At 68.8% G+C, this 16,517-nt stretch carries 16 protein-coding genes; 10 read left to right on the top strand and 6 right to left on the bottom strand.

Annotation, left to right across the window (positions count from 1 at the left end):
- The gene (locus BLU38_RS21925) at positions 1-1,119 is read right to left on the bottom strand and encodes an NAD(P)/FAD-dependent oxidoreductase (protein ID WP_091527517.1); all 1,119 of its coding nucleotides are present in this window, start codon (positions 1,117-1,119) and stop codon (positions 1-3) included.
- Positions 1,120-1,263: 144 nt separating this feature from the next.
- On the opposite strand from BLU38_RS21925, the gene BLU38_RS21920 reads away from it, so the two are divergent.
- Complete coding sequence (locus BLU38_RS21920; RefSeq protein WP_091527516.1) at positions 1,264-2,631, top strand: MFS transporter; 1,368 nt, start codon at positions 1,264-1,266, stop codon at positions 2,629-2,631.
- A gap of 88 nt (positions 2,632-2,719) precedes the next feature.
- Here the strand turns inward: BLU38_RS21920 and BLU38_RS21915 are convergent, their stop codons facing one another.
- A complete protein-coding gene (locus tag BLU38_RS21915; protein ID WP_091527515.1) occupies positions 2,720-3,772 on the bottom strand; it encodes an aldo/keto reductase in 1,053 nt (350 codons plus the stop codon).
- A 134-nt stretch (positions 3,773-3,906) separates the two neighbouring features.
- Between BLU38_RS21915 and BLU38_RS21910 the strand changes: the two genes are divergently transcribed.
- Positions 3,907-4,776, top strand: a complete 870-nt coding sequence (locus BLU38_RS21910; protein WP_197679810.1) for a helix-turn-helix domain-containing protein — start codon at positions 3,907-3,909, stop codon at positions 4,774-4,776.
- A 6-nt stretch (positions 4,777-4,782) separates the two neighbouring features.
- On the opposite strand, the gene BLU38_RS21905 is transcribed toward BLU38_RS21910, so the two are convergent.
- Positions 4,783-5,358 carry a TetR/AcrR family transcriptional regulator gene (locus BLU38_RS21905; protein ID WP_091527514.1) on the bottom strand — a complete coding sequence of 192 codons (576 nt, stop codon included), beginning with the start codon at positions 5,356-5,358 and terminating at the stop codon, positions 4,783-4,785.
- 95 nt (positions 5,359-5,453) lie between these two features.
- Between BLU38_RS21905 and BLU38_RS21900 the strand changes: the two genes are divergently transcribed.
- The 3 genes from BLU38_RS21900 to BLU38_RS21890 are packed head-to-tail and all read left to right on the top strand — an operon-like array spanning position 5,454 to position 7,589.
- Positions 5,454-5,819: a DUF4267 domain-containing protein gene (locus BLU38_RS21900; protein ID WP_091527513.1), complete on the top strand. Its 366-nt coding sequence runs from the start codon at positions 5,454-5,456 to the stop codon at positions 5,817-5,819.
- 29 nt (positions 5,820-5,848) lie between these two features.
- On the top strand, positions 5,849-7,270 hold the full coding sequence (locus BLU38_RS21895) for a DNA polymerase IV (protein ID WP_091527512.1): 1,422 nt from the start codon (positions 5,849-5,851) through the stop codon (positions 7,268-7,270).
- Between the two features lie 28 nt (positions 7,271-7,298).
- Positions 7,299-7,589 (top strand): DUF503 domain-containing protein, encoded by a 291-nt coding sequence (locus BLU38_RS21890; RefSeq protein ID WP_091527511.1) that lies wholly within the window; start codon positions 7,299-7,301, stop codon positions 7,587-7,589.
- Positions 7,590-7,596: 7 nt separating this feature from the next.
- Here BLU38_RS21890 and BLU38_RS21885 read toward each other — a convergent pair whose 3' ends face one another.
- Both BLU38_RS21885 and BLU38_RS21880 read right to left on the bottom strand, forming a co-directional pair.
- Positions 7,597-9,210, bottom strand: a complete 1,614-nt coding sequence (locus tag BLU38_RS21885; RefSeq protein ID WP_157683612.1) for a hypothetical protein — start codon at positions 9,208-9,210, stop codon at positions 7,597-7,599.
- Positions 9,192-9,995 (bottom strand): Fpg/Nei family DNA glycosylase, encoded by an 804-nt coding sequence (locus tag BLU38_RS21880; RefSeq protein ID WP_091527509.1) that lies wholly within the window; start codon positions 9,993-9,995, stop codon positions 9,192-9,194. Before BLU38_RS21880 ends, BLU38_RS21885 begins: the two co-directional genes overlap by 19 nt.
- A gap of 78 nt (positions 9,996-10,073) precedes the next feature.
- On the opposite strand from BLU38_RS21880, the gene BLU38_RS21875 reads away from it, so the two are divergent.
- Complete coding sequence (locus BLU38_RS21875; protein ID WP_157683611.1) at positions 10,074-10,268, top strand: hypothetical protein; 195 nt, start codon at positions 10,074-10,076, stop codon at positions 10,266-10,268.
- Between the two features lie 4 nt (positions 10,269-10,272).
- On the opposite strand, the gene BLU38_RS21870 is transcribed toward BLU38_RS21875, so the two are convergent.
- Positions 10,273-10,740 carry a ribose-5-phosphate isomerase gene (locus BLU38_RS21870; RefSeq protein WP_091527507.1) on the bottom strand — a complete coding sequence of 156 codons (468 nt, stop codon included), beginning with the start codon at positions 10,738-10,740 and terminating at the stop codon, positions 10,273-10,275.
- 79 nt (positions 10,741-10,819) lie between these two features.
- On the opposite strand from BLU38_RS21870, the gene pepN reads away from it, so the two are divergent.
- From pepN to BLU38_RS21850, 4 genes are all read left to right on the top strand, one after another.
- The gene (gene pepN, locus BLU38_RS21865) at positions 10,820-13,426 is read left to right on the top strand and encodes an aminopeptidase N (protein ID WP_091527506.1); all 2,607 of its coding nucleotides are present in this window, start codon (positions 10,820-10,822) and stop codon (positions 13,424-13,426) included.
- 7 nt (positions 13,427-13,433) lie between these two features.
- On the top strand, positions 13,434-14,258 hold the full coding sequence (locus BLU38_RS21860) for a Nif3-like dinuclear metal center hexameric protein (protein WP_091532936.1): 825 nt from the start codon (positions 13,434-13,436) through the stop codon (positions 14,256-14,258).
- A 69-nt stretch (positions 14,259-14,327) separates the two neighbouring features.
- A complete protein-coding gene (locus BLU38_RS21855; protein ID WP_091527505.1) occupies positions 14,328-15,833 on the top strand; it encodes a DNA-3-methyladenine glycosylase 2 family protein in 1,506 nt (501 codons plus the stop codon).
- A complete protein-coding gene (locus tag BLU38_RS21850) occupies positions 15,830-16,363 on the top strand; it encodes a methylated-DNA--[protein]-cysteine S-methyltransferase (RefSeq protein ID WP_091527504.1) in 534 nt (177 codons plus the stop codon). The genes BLU38_RS21855 and BLU38_RS21850 overlap by 4 nt, the downstream gene beginning before the upstream one ends.
- Positions 16,364-16,517 lie beyond the last annotated feature (154 nt).

Genomic DNA, 16,517 nt, shown 5'->3' with positions numbered 1-16,517 from the left:
TCAAGAGTGCCAGACCGGCGTGATGGCGGCGATTTCCCGGGCATCCTCGCCGAGGATCGAGCGGGCGACGGCATCGCCGATCACCGGCCCCATGGTCAGCCCACCGGCTCCGTAGCCGGTCGCGACGTAGAGCCCCGGGCTCTCGGGTACGGCGCCGGCGACCGGCAGATCGTCGGCCAGCGGCCGCAGGCCGACCCTGGTCTCGATCAAGGTGGCATCGGCGAGGCCGGGCGCGATCGACAGCGCATCGCGCAGTACCCGCAACTGCCCGGCGGCAGTGATCCTGGTGTCGAATCCGCTGCCGGTCTCCCGGGTTGCGCCGACCGCGAGCCGGCCCTCGTCGAAGGCGACCAGATAGTGATGGGAGATCGGGTGCACGGTCGGCCACCGGGTGGTGTCGTCCGATACCCGGAGCTGGCTGATCTGGCCCTTCTGCGGCTGCACCGGGGCGACGTAGCCGTAGGCGTTCAGCAGGTCGCGGCTCCAGGCGCCGGCGGTCACCACGACGGCGTCGGCGGTCAGGAGCTCGCCGGCCAGCCGGACCCGGGGCCGATCATGATCGTCCGCCGCTCGCTCGACGGTCGCCCGGCCGGTCAGTCGCCGGGCACCGGAACCGACGGCGGCCTGCAGCAACGCGTCCCGCATGGTCCGGCCGTCCACCCGGCCACCACCGGAGATGAAGACCGCATCCAGGTCGGGGCCGAGCGGCGGGAACAACTCGCGGGCAGCCGCATTGTCCAGCCGTTCGATGTCGCCGACCACCTCACCGGCCGTCGCCTTCCGCGCGATCACCCGTTGCTGGACGGCGTCCAGCTTGGCCGGATCGGCGTTCACCACCAAGCCACCGGTCCGACGGTAGTCGGTCCGGGTGACGCCGGCGTCTGCCAACAGCTCCAGCAGCTGGGGGTAGAACGCCGCGCCGGCGGCGTACAGCTCGTAGAACGCGCCCTCGTTGTCGGTCGACCACGGCAGGATGATGCCGGCGCTGGCAGCGGTGGCCTGACCGGCCGCGCCGTCGTCGATGATGGTTACGGCGATCCCACGCCGGGCCAGAGCGAAGGCCGTGCTGGCGCCGGCGATACCGGCACCGATCACGATCACCTGAAGGTCGGCTGACATCGAATCACTCCTCCGCCCGATCGGGCCCTATGGTGGTGCCGCTCGTCAGTGCCGACCCGATTCCCGCAGACCGTCCCCCGACCAGGAGTCATCACGCCAGCACGACCCGATCCTTCCAGCCCGCCGCCGTCACCGAGACGGCGGATGGCGATCCTGCTCACCTGTTGTCTGAGTCTGTTCATCGTCAATCTCGACGCCACCGTGGTGAACGTCGCGCTGCCGACCATCCATCGCGAGCTCGACGCACCGGTCAGTGGACTGCAGTGGGTGATCGACGCCTACACCCTGGTGCTGGCCGGCTTGTTGATGTTGAGCGGTTCGACAGCCGACCGGTTCGGTCGCCGCAAGGTGTTCCGGATCGGTCTGGTCACCTTCGGTGTGGCGTCCACGCTGTGTGCGCTGGCGCCGTCGCTGGGTTGGCTGGTCGGCTTCCGGATGCTGCAGGCCATCGGCGGCTCGATGCTCAACCCGGTGGCGATGTCGATCATCACCAACACCTTCACCGAACGAGCCGAACGGGCCCGGGCGATCGGCGTCTGGGGTGGCGTGGTCGGGATCAGTTCGGCGCTCGGCCCGCTGCTCGGCGGTGCCCTGGTCGACTCGGTGAGCTGGCGGGCGATCTTCTGGATCAACGTTCCGATCGCCCTGGTCGCAGTGATCCTGACCGGCATCCTGGTGCCGGAATCCCGGGCGGCCCGGCCACGCCGCTTCGATCCGGTCGGGCAGCTGCTGGTGATCTTGATCCTGGGATCGTTGACCTTCGGCATCATCGAAGGCGCGGCGCAGGGCTGGGGGCGACCGGTGATCATCGGCTGTTTCGTGCTGTCGGCAGCATCGCTGGTCGTTCTGCTCTGGTACGAGCCGCGCCGGGACCAGCCCCTGATCGAGGTCGGCTTCTTCCGCAGCCTGCCGTTCTCCGGCGCCACCCTGATCGCGATCAGCGCGTTCGCCGGGCTGAGCAGCTTCCTGTTCCTGAACGCCCTGTACCTGCAGAACCTACGCGGCATGACCCCGTTCGAGGCGGGTCTCTACACGCTGCCGATGGCGGCCCTGACGGCCATCCTGGCGCCGTTGTCCGGCCGCCTCGTCGGGCACCGGGGTCCGCGGCCGTCGTTGATCATCGCCGGCATCGCCCTGCCCTCCGCCGGTGTCCTGCTCTGCCTCTTGAACGAACACACCCCGAGCTGGCAGGTGATCATCAGCTATGTCGTGTTCGGTATCGGCTTCGGCATGGTCAACGCGCCGATCACCAACACCGCCGTCTCCGGGATGCCCCGCTCGCAAGCCGGCGTCGCCGCCGCCACCGCCTCGACCAGCCGCCAGGTCGGCGCCTCGCTCGGCGTAGCCATCGCCGGCACCCTGGTGATCGACACCGCCCACGGCCCCGTCCCCACCCTGCCCAACTGGATCCTGATCATCGCCTTCGGCCTCCTGGTGCTGGCCCTGGGCCTGTTCACCACCGGCCGCACCGCCCGAGCCACCGCCGCCAAGATCGCCGACCGCCTCGACTAGGTGTGATGGGGCGCTGAGCAAGTGGCTCGGCGCGCAGCAGAGCGAATTGTTCAGCGCCCCGGCTCTCCGGCTGCGGATACCACCGGCGTCAGATCATCCGGGTCACCTCTGCCGCGCCCGGCACCCGACGGCGCAGCGCCGGGTTGCTGATCGCCGCCGGGACGAAGTAGTTGTCGGCGGCATTGAGATCCTTCCCCGGTGCGACGATCTCGTCGATCCGGTCCAGCACCTCGGCCGACAGCTCGACGTCGGCAGCGGTCAGCAGGTCCTCCAACTGCTCCATCGTGCGCGGGCCGATGATCACCGAGGTGACGGCCGGGTGGGCCAGCACGAAGCCGATCGCCAGCTGCCGGATCGTCAGCCCAGCCTTGTCGGCCAGCGTCGCCAACTCCCGTACGGCCTCCAGCTTGCGGGCGTTCTCCGCGATCGCCGGATCGAACTTGTGGCGCTCCGTCACGGCCCGGCCCGACGCCAGGTCGACGCCGTCGGTGTAGCGGCCGGACAGCCACCCGGCCGACAACGGACCCCAGGTCAGCACACCCATGCCGTATTTCTGAGCGGTCGGCAGCACGGCGTTCTCCACCCCACGGGCCAGGATCGAGTACGGCGGCTGCTCGGTCCGGAAGCGAACCGTCCCGCGCTGCTGTGCCGCCCACTGGGCCTCGACGATCTGCTCGGCGGGGAAGGTCGAACTGCCGACCGCGAGCACCTTGCCGGCCGAGACCAGGTCGGTCAGTGCGGCCAGCGTCTCCTCGATATCGGTCGTCGGATCGGGGCGATGGATCTGGTAGAGATCGAGATGATCGGTGCCCAGCCGACGCAGCGAATTCTCCACTGCGCGGACCAACCAGCGTCGGGAGTTACCGCCGTGATTGGCGTCCGGCCCCATCGAGCCGTGTGCCTTGCTGGCCAGGACGATCTCGTCGCGGCGGCCCTTGATCGCCTTGCCGACGATCTCCTCGGACTCGCCGTCGGAATAGATGTCGGCGGTGTCGACGAAGTTGATCCCGGCATCGAGCGCCCGATGGATGATCCGGATCGAATCCTCGTGGTCGGTGTTGCCGATCGCACCGAACATCATCGCGCCCAGCGCGAAGTTGCTCACCGAGATGCCGGTGCCACCCAAAGTCCTGCGTTGCATGTCTTGCTCCTCGTTGTCATGTCCTGACGTCGCCCTGTCCTGACGTCGGGGCCAGTCTTCGTCGGCTGCCGGGAGCGGACCAGGCCCGCTTCAACCGGGGTCTGGCAGGACCAGGTTGCGCATAAGATTTCGGAGTGGGCGACAACACGACCGATGCCATCACACCGTTCCTCAAGGCTCGCCGAGCAGCGTTGGATCCGCGAGATCTCGGCTTCGACGACGGGCCGCCCCGGCGCCGGGTGCACGGGCTGCGCCGGGAGGAGGTCGCCCAGCGCGCCGGGATCAGCGTCGACTACTACACCCGGATCGAGCAGGGCCGGGCACACGGCATGTCGGACTCGGTGCTGGACGCGATCGCCCGTGCGCTGCGGCTGACGGCGGGCGAGCACAGCTACCTGCGCAACATCACCCGTCCCGCCCAGCACGGCGATCACGAGCACTCCTGCGAACTCGCCGACCACCCGCGTCCGATCGTGCCGGCGGCCGCCCAAGACCTGCTGGACGCCCTCGATCCGGCGTCGCCGGCGATGATCTACGGTCCAGGGCACGACCTGCTGGCCTGGAACCGCAGCGGTGGGGTCGTCACCTTCGACCTGGAACGGATCGAGGAGGCCGAGTTGAATTCGGCCCTGTTGATCTTCAACGATCCCGGCGCCCGGGAGCTCTTCCCCGATTGGCAGTTGCATGCCGACGAGACCGTTGCCACGCTGCGCGGCGACCTCGGCCGGCAGACCTCCCCCAGCCGGCTGAACGCCGTGATCCACCGTCTGCACACCGAGAACGCCGACTTCCGCCGGGCCTGGGAAGCACAGCGGGTCGCCGAACAGAGCCATGGGCACAAGCGGATCCGCAACCCGCATGTCGGTGACCTGGACGTCACCTTCCAGGCCTTTCCCATTCCGGCAGCGCCACACCTGCGGTTGTGTGTCTACACCGCGCCGGCGGGTTCGGTCACCGCCGAGCGGCTGCAACGGCTGGCGGCACTGGTTCCCGAGCCGGTCTAGTGGCCACTAGTCGACGAAGCGATCGACCAGAGTCCTGATCCGTCGGGCTCGCGCCGACGGGCGGAGCCGGTCGTCGCGGGACAGCATCACCATGCCGTGCAACGCGCTCCAGATCACCTCGACGAAGGTCTCCGGATCGTCACCGCCGCCGCAGCCGGCAACCGACTCGGCAAGCTCGTCGTAGGCTCGGCGGAGCTGCTCCGGAGTGCTCTCGACGCCGAACGGCAACGCGGTCGGCCGAGCGAACATGGCCAGATAGACCGCCGGCTCCTGATCGGCGAAACCCAGATAGCTGTGCACCAGTCGGGTGACCCGGCTGCGCTGGGTCCGTGCTCCCCCGCGGTCACTTCTGATCTTGCTCGCCAGGCGCTCGAATCCCTGCAGGGCAACGGCATCCATGATGCCGGACTTGCCGGACGGGAAGTGTCCGTAGAGGACCGGCTGGCTGTAGTCGATGGCCTCGGAGAGCCGGCGGGTGGTGACCGCGTCCCAACCGTCCCGTTCGGCCAGCGAGCGCGCCGCCTCGATGATCGCCTCGGCTCGGAGGTGACGGCTCTGCTGCTGGCGCTGGCGGGCTGGCACGGTCAGACCCTAGCACCGCTAGACATTCCGCACGACTACATCTAGCATTGCTAGCACTTCTAGCGTTGCTAGATCCTGAACCGGAAGAGCACAGCATGCACATCATCGGGTCGGTCCTGGTCTGGATCGTCAGTCTCGCCATCATCGGCATCGGAGCGCTCTACCTAGCGCGCAATGCGTCCAACGCCGCAGGCTTCGGTCTGCCGGTCCTTCCCGATCCGGACGCTCGCGGCTGGTGGCAGGTCAAGGGCGTCCGGGACATCGCCTCCGGGGTCGCCCCGATCACGTTGTTCTTCGTGCACCCCGACGCCCTGCCGTGGCTGTTCCTGGTCGAGGCGCTGATCCCGATCGGCGACATGCTGGTGGTGCTGGCCAACCGCGGCAGCGGGGCCCGAGCATTCGGCATCCATGGCGCGACCGCGGCCGGGATGATCGTCGCGGCGGTGTTGCTGCTGGCCTGAGGCTCTCGGCGGTGCGGCACAATGGCCGGGTGCGAAGCCAGGCGTCGATCCTCCATCTGGACCTGGACGCCTTCTTCGCCTCGGTGGAGCAACGGGACAAGCCGTCACTGCGCGGCAAGCCGGTGATCGTCGGCGGGGTCGGCGCCCGCGGTGTCGTCTCGACGGCGTCGTACGAGGCCCGGCAGTTTGGCGTGCACTCGGCGATGCCGGCCCACGAGGCCAGGCGCCGCTGTCCGCACGCGGCCTTCCTGTCCGGTCGGTTCGACGCCTATCGCGCCGCCAGCCGTGCCGTGATGGGGGTGCTGCGAGATCTTTCGCCCCTGGTCGAGCCGCTCAGTCTGGACGAGGCCTTCGTCGATCTCGCCGCCGCGACCAGGCCGGTCCAGCTGACCGCCGACGGGCTCGCCGCACTGGCCGGGTCGATCAAGGACGAGGTGGCCGAGGTGACCGGCGGGCTGACCGCTTCGATCGGGGTCGGCACCTCCAAGTTCATCGCCAAGCTCGCCACCGAGCTCGGCAAGCCGGACGGGTTCACCCTGGTCGAGCCCGGCACCGAGGTGGCGTTGATCAGTCCGATGAGTGTCCGGAAGATCCCCGGCGTCGGACCGGCGACCTTCGACCGGCTGCGTCGGATCGGGATCAGCACGATCGCCGATCTGCAGGCTATTGACGAAGCAGAGCTGATCCGCGAGATCGGCCGGTCGCACGGGACCGGGTTGCGCCGGCTGGCCAACGCCGTCGACGATCGCGCGGTCGAGCCCGAACGGGAGGCGAAGTCGATCTCGGTCGAGGACACCTTCGAGACCGACCTGGTCGACCGCGACGAGCTGCTGTCGATCATCACCGCCGATGCCCGTCAGGTCGCCGGACGGCTCACTGCGGCCAGGTTGCTGGCCCGGACGGTGACGCTCAAGATCAGATTGCACGGCTTCGTCACCCATACCCGGAGTCGGACCTTCGCCGGCGCCACCGATCGGGTGGAGTTGATCACCGAGCTGGCCCGATCGCTGCTCGACGACGTGGACACCGCTCCGGGCGTGCGGTTGGTCGGTGTCGGGGTCGCCGGACTCACTGACGTGTTGCAGGAGGATCTGTTCAGCGCCACCGATGACCTGTCCCCCGAACCTGATCGAGCCGAACCTGATCGAGCCGAACCTGATCAAGCCGACGACGTTCAGGCCGGTGCTGATCTTGACGACCGAACCGCCGACGCGGACGACCGGCCGCTGCACGAAGGCGGCGGCGTCGATGCCGAGGCCGCCGGCCTGCATCGGGTCCGACAGCGGATGGACTGGCCACCGGGTGCCGACGTCGTCCACGACGAACACGGCCCGGGATGGGTCTGGGGCGCCGGACTGGGCCGGGTCACCGTACGCTTCGAGACCGCTGCCACGCCGCCGGGCCCGGTCCGCACCTTCGCCGACGACGATCCCGGTCTGCATCGTCGATGAGAGCCGTGGCGTCTGGGAAGATGGGTCGGTGTGGATCGGCTGGATCGAGTTCGACCTGTTGCTCGGCGATGTGCATTCGCTGAAGGAGAAGCGGGCGGCCGTCCGACCACTGATCGCCGAGCTGCGGCGGTTCGGCGTCAGTGTGGCCGAGGTTGATCACTTGGACCTGCACCGTCGGGCCGGCATCGGGATCGGCTGTGTGTCGGCCGAGCACGGGCACCTGGTCGAGGTGCTGGACAACGCCGAACGACTGGTCGCCGGACGGGTCGAATTCGCGTTGCTGTCGGCGCACCGGTCGATCGCCAACTCCGAGGACTGACCGTCGGCTATTCGATCGGCCGGCCCAGCACCAGCCATCCGACGACCTCACTGAGCTCGTCCTCCGTTGCCGTCCCGGAGACCGGGCGATCGATACTCGGCGGCGGCCACAACGCATCGGCCACGGCGGTGTTCCTGGTCCGCTGCGCCAGCTCGTGCGGTGTGGTTCCCCAGCGCTGTTCGAGCTCAGGACCGAGGGCATCGGGCAGCAGATCGAGGACGGCTGCGGCGTAGACCGCGGAGGACGGTTCGATGCGGCCGAGCCGGTGCCCGGGGAGGCCGGCCCCCAACTCCGCGCCGACCGCGAGCGCCGCCGGCAGGCTGTCGGCGGGCTTGCCGCCGCCGGGCGGTCCGGTGATCGTGATCATCTCCAGCCGGACGGCTGCCGACCGCAGATGATCATCACCCGCACCGGGCGGGGTCGGGCCGGCGGTGCCGGCCAGCTCATGCAGCCGTTGCAGCACCGGCGACGGATCGCCGCCGGCGGTCAGCTCGGCGATACAGACCCGGGTGGCGGCCAGTCCCAGACCGGGCTGCGGCGCGGCCATCTCGAGCAACGCCGTGATGGCTCGTTGCAGCGGTTCGCGATCCCCGGTCCGGACGGTCTCCTGGGCCAGGAACGCCTGTTCCATGATCGACAACCGACGCTGCGCCAGCAGCCGGGTGGTGTGCAGCGACAAGGCGTCCTCGGCCTCGTCACCGACGTCGCCGAGGCGACCGATGAAGGCCTGCTGCAGGCCGAGGGCGGCACCGGCTCCCGGCAGCAGGGCCACCCCGGCGGCCGACCGATCGCCCTGCAGCCAACCACCGCCGATATCGGTGAGCAGATCATCGGTCGACGGCACCCAGGACACCTCGAGTCGACTGGTGCCGCGGGCGGAGCGGAGCTCGATCGGATAGCGACCGGGGCGGGCGCTGATCACGACCTGGGAGTTGCCGTCTGTGCTCAGCGACAACGGGTCCTCGACCAGTACGGCGACGTCCGGATCGTCGATCTCGTACGGCTCGTTCGGCGGCAGTTCGGTGGTCGGTGACAGTGTGCGCCGCGCGACCACGGCCGGAGCCTGGTCGACCACCATGATCCGCCACTGCAGGACCAGCCGCCGTCCGGGCGGCAGCACCATCGGCCCGGTGTGGAAACCGTCGGTGTCGCGGTTGGACACCGTGCCCTGGGTCAGTTCGCCGGACAACACCGGCCCGGTGCCGTCCGCCGGCTGCACCGCCCAACTGGTCTCGGTCGGCGCGGCCCAGGCCCATCCGACGTAGCCGGCGGCCGGTTGCAGATCCAACACCAGGTCCTCGATGGTGATCGCGGCCGACGAGGTGTTCAGCACCATGTGCCGTTGCAGCCAGTTGCCGGCGAAGGTGTTGCGGATGGTGTATTCGATCTCCGGGCGGCCGGCGACGGCGTACCGTGCCTCCGTCTCGTCGACGTCGGTGACCAACCCGGCGAACTCCCACCGCTGGGGCGAGCGGGCGATCATCAGCCGACCCGGCTCGGCCCGTGCCCGCAGGAAGTCCAGGTCCGGCCGGTGCCGGTGGCCGACCCTGGCGGGGAAGCCGCCGGAGCCCACGGTGACCACCAGGTCACCGATCTCGAAGGTCAGCTCCGGCGCTGACATCGTCCACACCAGAAGAGATTGCGTCCCGCCAGCACCTCGGTCCGGACCCGAGAACCACAGACCAGACAGGGCTGCTGTGAGCGGCGGTAGACGTACACCTCGCCACCATGATCATCGACCCGCGGCGGTCGGCCCATCGCCTCCGGCGTGTGCTCATCGCGTACGGTGTCGATCCGGTTGTCCCGGACTCCTTGCGGCATCAGCCACACCAGGTCGTCCCAGATCGCCTGCCAGGATTTCCGCTTCAGCCGGTTTCCCTCGATGTGCGGTCGGATCCGCTGCCGGAACAGGACCTCGGCGCGATACACGTTGCCGACGCCGGACAACACGCTCTGGTCCATCAACAGGGCGCCGATCGGCCGATTCGACCGACGGATCCGTTGCCAGGCCAGATCGGGGTCGGCGTCGGGTCGTAACGGGTCGGGGCCCAACTTGGCCAGTTGGGCACGCAATTCGGCATCGGTGCGCAGCACGCACAGCTGCGGACCGCTGAGGTCGGCAGCAAGCTCCGGCGACGCGATCCGGACCCGGATCTCGCCCCGCGGCGGCGCCGGCGGAGCCAACGAGAATTTGCCGATCAGGCCGAGATGGATGTGCAGAAGTTGATCTTCGAACTCCAGCCACAGGTGCTTACCGTTGGCCTGAGCTCCGGTGCAGAGCCGGCCGTCGATGATGGCCGCTGACTCGGCGAACCTGCCCTGCGGGCTGCTGACCCGAGGGTGGGTGCCGGCGAAGGCGTCGGTCAGGTCCAGGGCAAGACGGTGCAGCGTGTGCCCTTCTGGCATCGCACCTCCTGCTGTTGTGGTGGACGGGTTGTCCCGGACGATCCGCTGTTCGCAGCGTTCTCGCCCTACACTAAACGGGTGATCAAGGAAGCTGAACGGCCCGTCGAGGACCGTGACTTCGGCCGAGACGGCATCTCCGGCCTGGTGTCGAATGATCGCGCGCTGCGGGCCCGCGACGTGTCCCGGCCCGGGCCGGCCGAGGAGGAGTTGGCCGCGCAGGTGGTCGACAGCCTGATCGCTCGGGCCGAAGGTCGTCCGCAGCGGGTCTCCTGACGGGCTATCCGGCCTTCGGGACCTGCCCGGTCTCCTCGTAGGCCGCCAGCTGGTCGATCCGTCGCTGGTGTCGCGGCTCACCGGAGAAGGCGGTGGCCAGGAAGAGTTTGATCAACTCTGTTGCCTCATCGACGGTGTGCATCCGGGCACCGACGGAGATCACGTTGGCGTTGTTGTGCAGCCGACCGAGCTTGGCGGTGTCGGTGTCATAGGCCAGCACCGCGCGGACACCGGTGACCTTGTTGGCCGCGATCTGCTCGCCGTTGCCCGAGCCGCCGATCACGATCCCGAGCGAGTCCGATTCGGCTGCCGTCGCCACCGCCGCCGGGATGCAGAAGACCGGGTAGTCGTCCTCGGGGTCCAGCACCGTCGGGCCATGATCAACGACGTCATGACCGTCGGCGGTGAGCACCTCGACCAGATGGTTCTTCAGCTCGAACCCTGCGTGATCGCTGCCGACATGTACGCGCATGAGGTCACTATGTCATGCCGCGCGGAGAGGTTGGCCCGGGCTGCCCCGAGGTCGTCGACGGCGTGCAAGGATCGGTCCCATGTTCTTGCACAACCTGACCCGTGACGAGGCCGCCCGGCGGTCTGCCCTGCTCGGTACCGATTCCTACGCCGTGACGGTCGATCTGACCGGCCACGACCTGGCGGGGCAACCGATGGACGGCCCGGACGAGTTCTTCGTCAGCCGGTCAGTGGTGCGGTTCCGGGCGACCGAGCAGGCCGAAACCCACATCGATCTGATCGCCGACGCGGTGTTGTCGGCCACCCTGAACGGGGCCGATCTCGACACCGCCGGCTTCGACGGCTCACGGCTCGGATTCCGAACGGTCGCCGGCGACAACGAGCTGGAGGTGACCGCGCGTTGCCGCTACAGCCGCAGCGGCGAAGGTCTGCACCGGTTCGTCGACCCGGCCGACGGTCGGATCTACCTGTACACCCAGTTCGAGGCCTCCGAGGCACGACGGGTCTACGCCTGCTTCGAACAACCCGATCTGAAGGCCACCTTCGAGCTGACCGTACGGGCACCGTCGGACTGGACGGTGATCGCCAACTCGACCGGTGACGCGCCGCAGCCCGTCGATCAGGTCGCCGACGCGAGCAGCTGGCACTTCCCGCCCACCCCCAGGGTCTCGACCTACCTGACCAGTCTGATCGCCGGCCAGTACGCCGTCGTCACCGACAGCCATCGGACCAAGTCCGGCGAGCTGCCGATGTCGATCCTGGTCCGGCAGTCACTGAAGGAACACCTGGACGCCGATCGGATCTTCGCCACCACCAAGGCGGGCTTCGACATCTTCGAGAAGCACTTCGGCTACCCCTACCCGTTCGGCAAGTACGACCAGTCCTTCGTCCCCGAATACAACATGGGAGCGATGGAGAACATCGGCTGTGTCACCCTGCGCGACGAGTTGATCTTCCGCTCGCGGGTGACCGAGGCGTCCTACCGGACCCGGGACGACACGATCCTGCACGAGCTGGCCCACATGTGGTTCGGCGACCTGGTGACCATGGTCTGGTGGGACGACATGTGGCTGAAGGAGTCGTTCGCCGAATTCGCCGCCACCTTTGCCGTCGCCGAGCGGACCGGAGACCCGGACACCGCCTGGGCGACCTTCACCGGATCACGCAAGAACTGGGCCTACCGGCAAGATCAACTGTCCACCACCCACCCGATCGCCGCGGACATGGTCGACCTGGAGGCCGTGGAGTCCAACTTCGACGGGATCACCTACGCCAAGGGCGCTTCGGTGCTGCGGCAACTGGTCGCCTTCGTCGGTCAGGACGCCTTCCTGGAAGGCGTTCGCGGCTACTTCGAACGGCACGCCTTCGGCAACACCCGGCTGACCGATCTGCTCGGCGCGCTCGAAGGTCCGTCCGGTCGTGATCTGTCGGGCTGGTCCGCCGAGTGGTTGGAGACCGCCGGGGTGAACACCCTGCGTCCGCGATTCGAGGTCGCCGATGACGGCACCTTCAGCTCCTTCTCGGTCGAGCAGACGGCGACGGCCAAACTGCCGACACTGCGCCATCACCGGATCGCGATCGGCCTGTACGACCTTGTCGACGGTGCGCTGACCAGGACCCGGCGGGTCGAGACCGACATCGCCGATGCGTCCACGGCGGTCCCGGACCTGGTCGGTGCCGCTCAGCCGGATCTGGTGCTGCTGAACGACGATGATCTTGATTACGCCAAGGTGCGTTTCGACGGACGTTCGTTGCAGACCTTGATCGACAATCTGTCCGCGTTGGCCTCCCCGCTGGCCCGAGCCGTCTGTTGGGGCGCGGCCTGGGACATGTGCCGGGACGCCGAACTTCCAGCTCGCGACTACGCCGAGCTGGTGTTGCGCAACGTCGGCACCGAGACCGATCTGAGCACGGTCCGGGCGGTGCTGACCAACGCGGCGTTGGCGGTCCGGTCCTACACCCCGCCGAGCACCCGGCCGGAGACCGCCGGCCGCTGGGAACAGGGCCTGGCCGAGCTGTTGGCCGCTGCCGAGGCCGGCAGTGATCATCAGCTCGCGCTGGCCCAGGCATACTCCCATGCTGTCGGCAGTGTGGCAGGTGCGGATCGGCTGGCCGGCTGGCTGACCGGCGCGGACGTACCGCAAGGACTGGAGATCGACGCCGAGCTGCGCTGGCTGCTGGTCTGCGATCTGGCGGCGCTGGGCCGGGTCGACGAGGCGGCGATCGACGCCGAGTTGACGCGGGACAACACGGCCTCGGGTGCCGAGCGGGCCGCCGCCGCGCGCGCTGCCCGACCGACGCCGGAGGCGAAGGCGACCGCCTGGGCGTTGGCGGTGGACGGCAACGACATTCCCAACGAGACCCAACGGCAGATCTGCGTCGCGTTCTGGCAGCCGGATCAGCAGGAGGTCCTGGCGCCGTATCTGGACAAGTATCTGAAGGCGGCCGAGGAGATCTCCACCTCGACCGGGGTCTGGGCCGACAAGTCGTCGATCTTCCGGCAGAACGTGCTGACCTATCTGTTCCCCGACATCGCCGACGACGCCGGCAAGATCGGCAGACTCCGTGGCTGGCTGCTGGCCGGCATCACCGAGGCCGGCGCACCGCTCGGCGACATGGTCAAGCATCTGGCAACCGAGCGGCTGGACGGCGCCGAACGCGCCAACCGCTGCCAGCACGCGGAATGAGTTGATCATGTCCGAGCCGACCCCGGCGACTCCGACCATCGACGATGTCCGACGGCTGGTCGAACGACGCTATCCGATCGACACCGCCGAAGCGTGGGATCGCGTCGGTCCGGTCACCGGCGAACCGACCGATCGGGTCACCGGCATCCTGCTGACCGTCGACGTCACCGATCAGGTGATCGAGCAGTCGGTCGAGCTGGGTGCCAATCTGATCATCGCGCACCATCCGTTGTTGTTGCGCGGTATCAACGCGATCGATCCGCGGCATCCGAAGGGGCGGATGATCACTACCCTGATCCGCCGACGGATCGGGCTGATCACCGCGCACACCAACGCCGACATCCCGGCCGGCGGAGTCGCCGATTCGCTGGCCGCCGCCCTCGGGCTGTCCGAGACCCGTCCGCTGCGACCGGATCCGAACGACGCCGCAGCCGGGTTGGGCCGGGTCGGCACGGTCGCCGTGACCACGGTGCGAGGCTTCGCCGAGCGGGTGGCGACGGCACTGCCGACGACGACGTCCGGGGTCCGGGTCGCCGGCGATCCGTACCGACCGGTCCGGACTGTCGCGCTGCAGGGCGGTGCCGGCGACGACCTGCTGGACGCCGCCCGGCACAGCGGCGCGGATGTCTATCTGACCTCGGACCTGCGGCACCACCCGGCGTCGGAGGCGGTCGCCTGGGACGACGCACCGGCGTTGATCGACGTCCCGCACTGGGCGGCCGAATGGACCTGGCTGCCGCGGCTGGCCGATGAGCTCGCCGACCGACTGGACGGGATGTCGATCACGGTTTCGGAGCTGAACACCGACCCGTGGGACTTCTCGGTCCGCTGACCAAGCCTGCTGGGTGGTCGTGTCCGATTTCCGCGAGGTCGAGGTGCTGGTCGGTGCCAGGATGAAGCCATGACGATCACCGAACTCGACACCGCACCGTCAGCTGGGCAGGACAATCTGCCGGCCGACGACGTGTGTTATCGGGCGGTCGCCGGACGCGATCCGCGGTTTGACGGCTGGATCTACGTCGGCGTCACCTCGACCGGCATCTACTGTCGGCCGAGCTGTCCGGCCAAGACTCCGCAGCAACGCAACTGCCGATTCTTCGCGGCGGCCGGTGCGGCGCAACTGGCCGGGTTCCGCGCCTGCCGTCGCTGCCGCCCCGACACCACGCCGGGATCGCCGCAGTGGAACCCGCGAGCCGACGTGGTCGCCCGAGCGATGCGGCTGATCGGCGACGGCGTGGTGGACCGGGTCGGCGTCTCCGGACTCGCCGCCGCGGTCGGCTACAGCGAACGGCAGCTCAACCGGTTGCTGATCTCCGAGGTCGGCGCCGGCCCGCTGGCGATCGCCCGTGCACAGCGAGCCCAGACGGCACGCGTACTGATCGAGAACACCGACCTGAGAATGGTCGACGTCGCCTTCGCCGCGGGGTTTGCCAGTGTCCGTCAGTTCAACGACTCGGTCCGCGAGGTGTACGGCCGACCGCCGTCGCAGCTGCGGGTGCGGAGCGCGTCCCGCCCCGCTGCCACGGCGATGCCGCCGGCCATCACGCTCCGGCTACCGGTCCGGGTACCGTTCGCCGCCCGGCCGCTGTTCGACTTCCTGGCCAGTCGTGCGATCGACGGTGTCGAGCGCGGATGGCGGGCGGGCGATCAGCTCCACTATCGCCGCAGCACCGAACTGCCGCACGGTACCGGCATCATCGAGTTGATCATGGACGACACTGCCGAGGCGTTGAGCGCGGTGCTGCGGCTGGATGATCTTCGTGACCTGTCGGCAGCGGTCAGCCGGATCCGCCGACTGCTCGACCTGGACGCCGACCCGGTGGCCATCGACGCCGTGCTGGGCGCCGATCCCGATCTTGCTCCGCTGGTGGCGGGCCGGCCGGGTGTCCGGGTGCCGGGTGTCATCTGTGGTGAAGAACTGGCCTTCCGCGCACTGATCGGACAACAGATCTCGGTGGCCGGGGCGGCGACGACGACGGCCAGGCTGGTCCGGCGGTTCGGTCGTCCGCTCCGCAATCCGGGTCCCGACGATCCGAGCCATCTGTTCCCGAGCTCGCAGGCCCTGGCGTCCGCCGATCCCGAGACACTCCCGATGCCCAGATCCCGCGGCCGTACGCTGGTCCGGATGGCTACCGCGCTTGCCGACGGGACGATCGATCTGACGGCCGGCGCGGATCGGTCGGCGGCGCGGGCCCGGCTGCTGGAGTTGCCCGGCATCGGTCCCTGGACCGCCGGCTACATCGCGATGCGCGGCCTCGGCGATCCCGATGTGCTGCTCGGCGAGGATCTGGTGATCCGGCGGGCCTTGCAGCGGCGTGGTCTCGCTCCCTCCGGCCGGCCATCCTGGTCGCCGTGGCGGTCCTATGCGACGATGCGCCTCTGGCAGGCGGAGGCGGCGGCAGCATGATCAACTTCGGGGTGACCGACAGTGTCGGCGGCCGGTTCGGCTACCTCTGGGCGACCGCAGATGTTCTTTCCGAGTCCGTGGTCGTGCTCGGTTCCGGCTGGACCGAGGACCGCAACGAGCTGCTCGCGTTGCTGCATCCCTCGCTTCGAGGCGAACCGGTCGACAAGATCAACACCGGCAACAGCGAGATCATCGATCGCGCCGTCCGCCGCTACAGCGACGGTGAGTTGTCGGCGATCGACGAGATTGCTGTACGGCAGCGCTCCGGGTCGTTCATCGAGTCGGCCTGGGACGCGCTGCGCGTCATCCCACCCGGCTCGCCCGCCACCTACACCGACCTGGCCGCGCGGGCCGGGCGACCGGATGCTGTTCGTGCGGCCGCGGCGGCGTGCGCGTACAACGCCGCAGCCCTGTTCGTTCCCTGTCATCGTGTGCTGCGTCGCGACGGTGGACTCGGCGGTTTCCGATATGGCTTGGACGTCAAACGGATCCTCCGCGCTCACGAAGGCTGCCCCTCCGGACTGCGCTGATCGTCAAGCAGGGTTGGGATCCCGCGCAGCGTAAAGTGTCGGACCCTCTGTCTAGTGTTGATCACATGATCGATGGCAGCGGGTTGATGCGCACCGCCCTCACGGGTGTGGGTGTCGACCCGGCCTGTCTGGCCACCGATCAACTCCTGGACCA

The organism is Microlunatus soli (assembly GCF_900105385.1).
Classification (GTDB): Bacteria; Actinomycetota; Actinomycetes; order Propionibacteriales; family Propionibacteriaceae; genus Microlunatus; species Microlunatus soli.
This window is presented reverse-complemented; position numbering and strand designations above follow the sequence as displayed.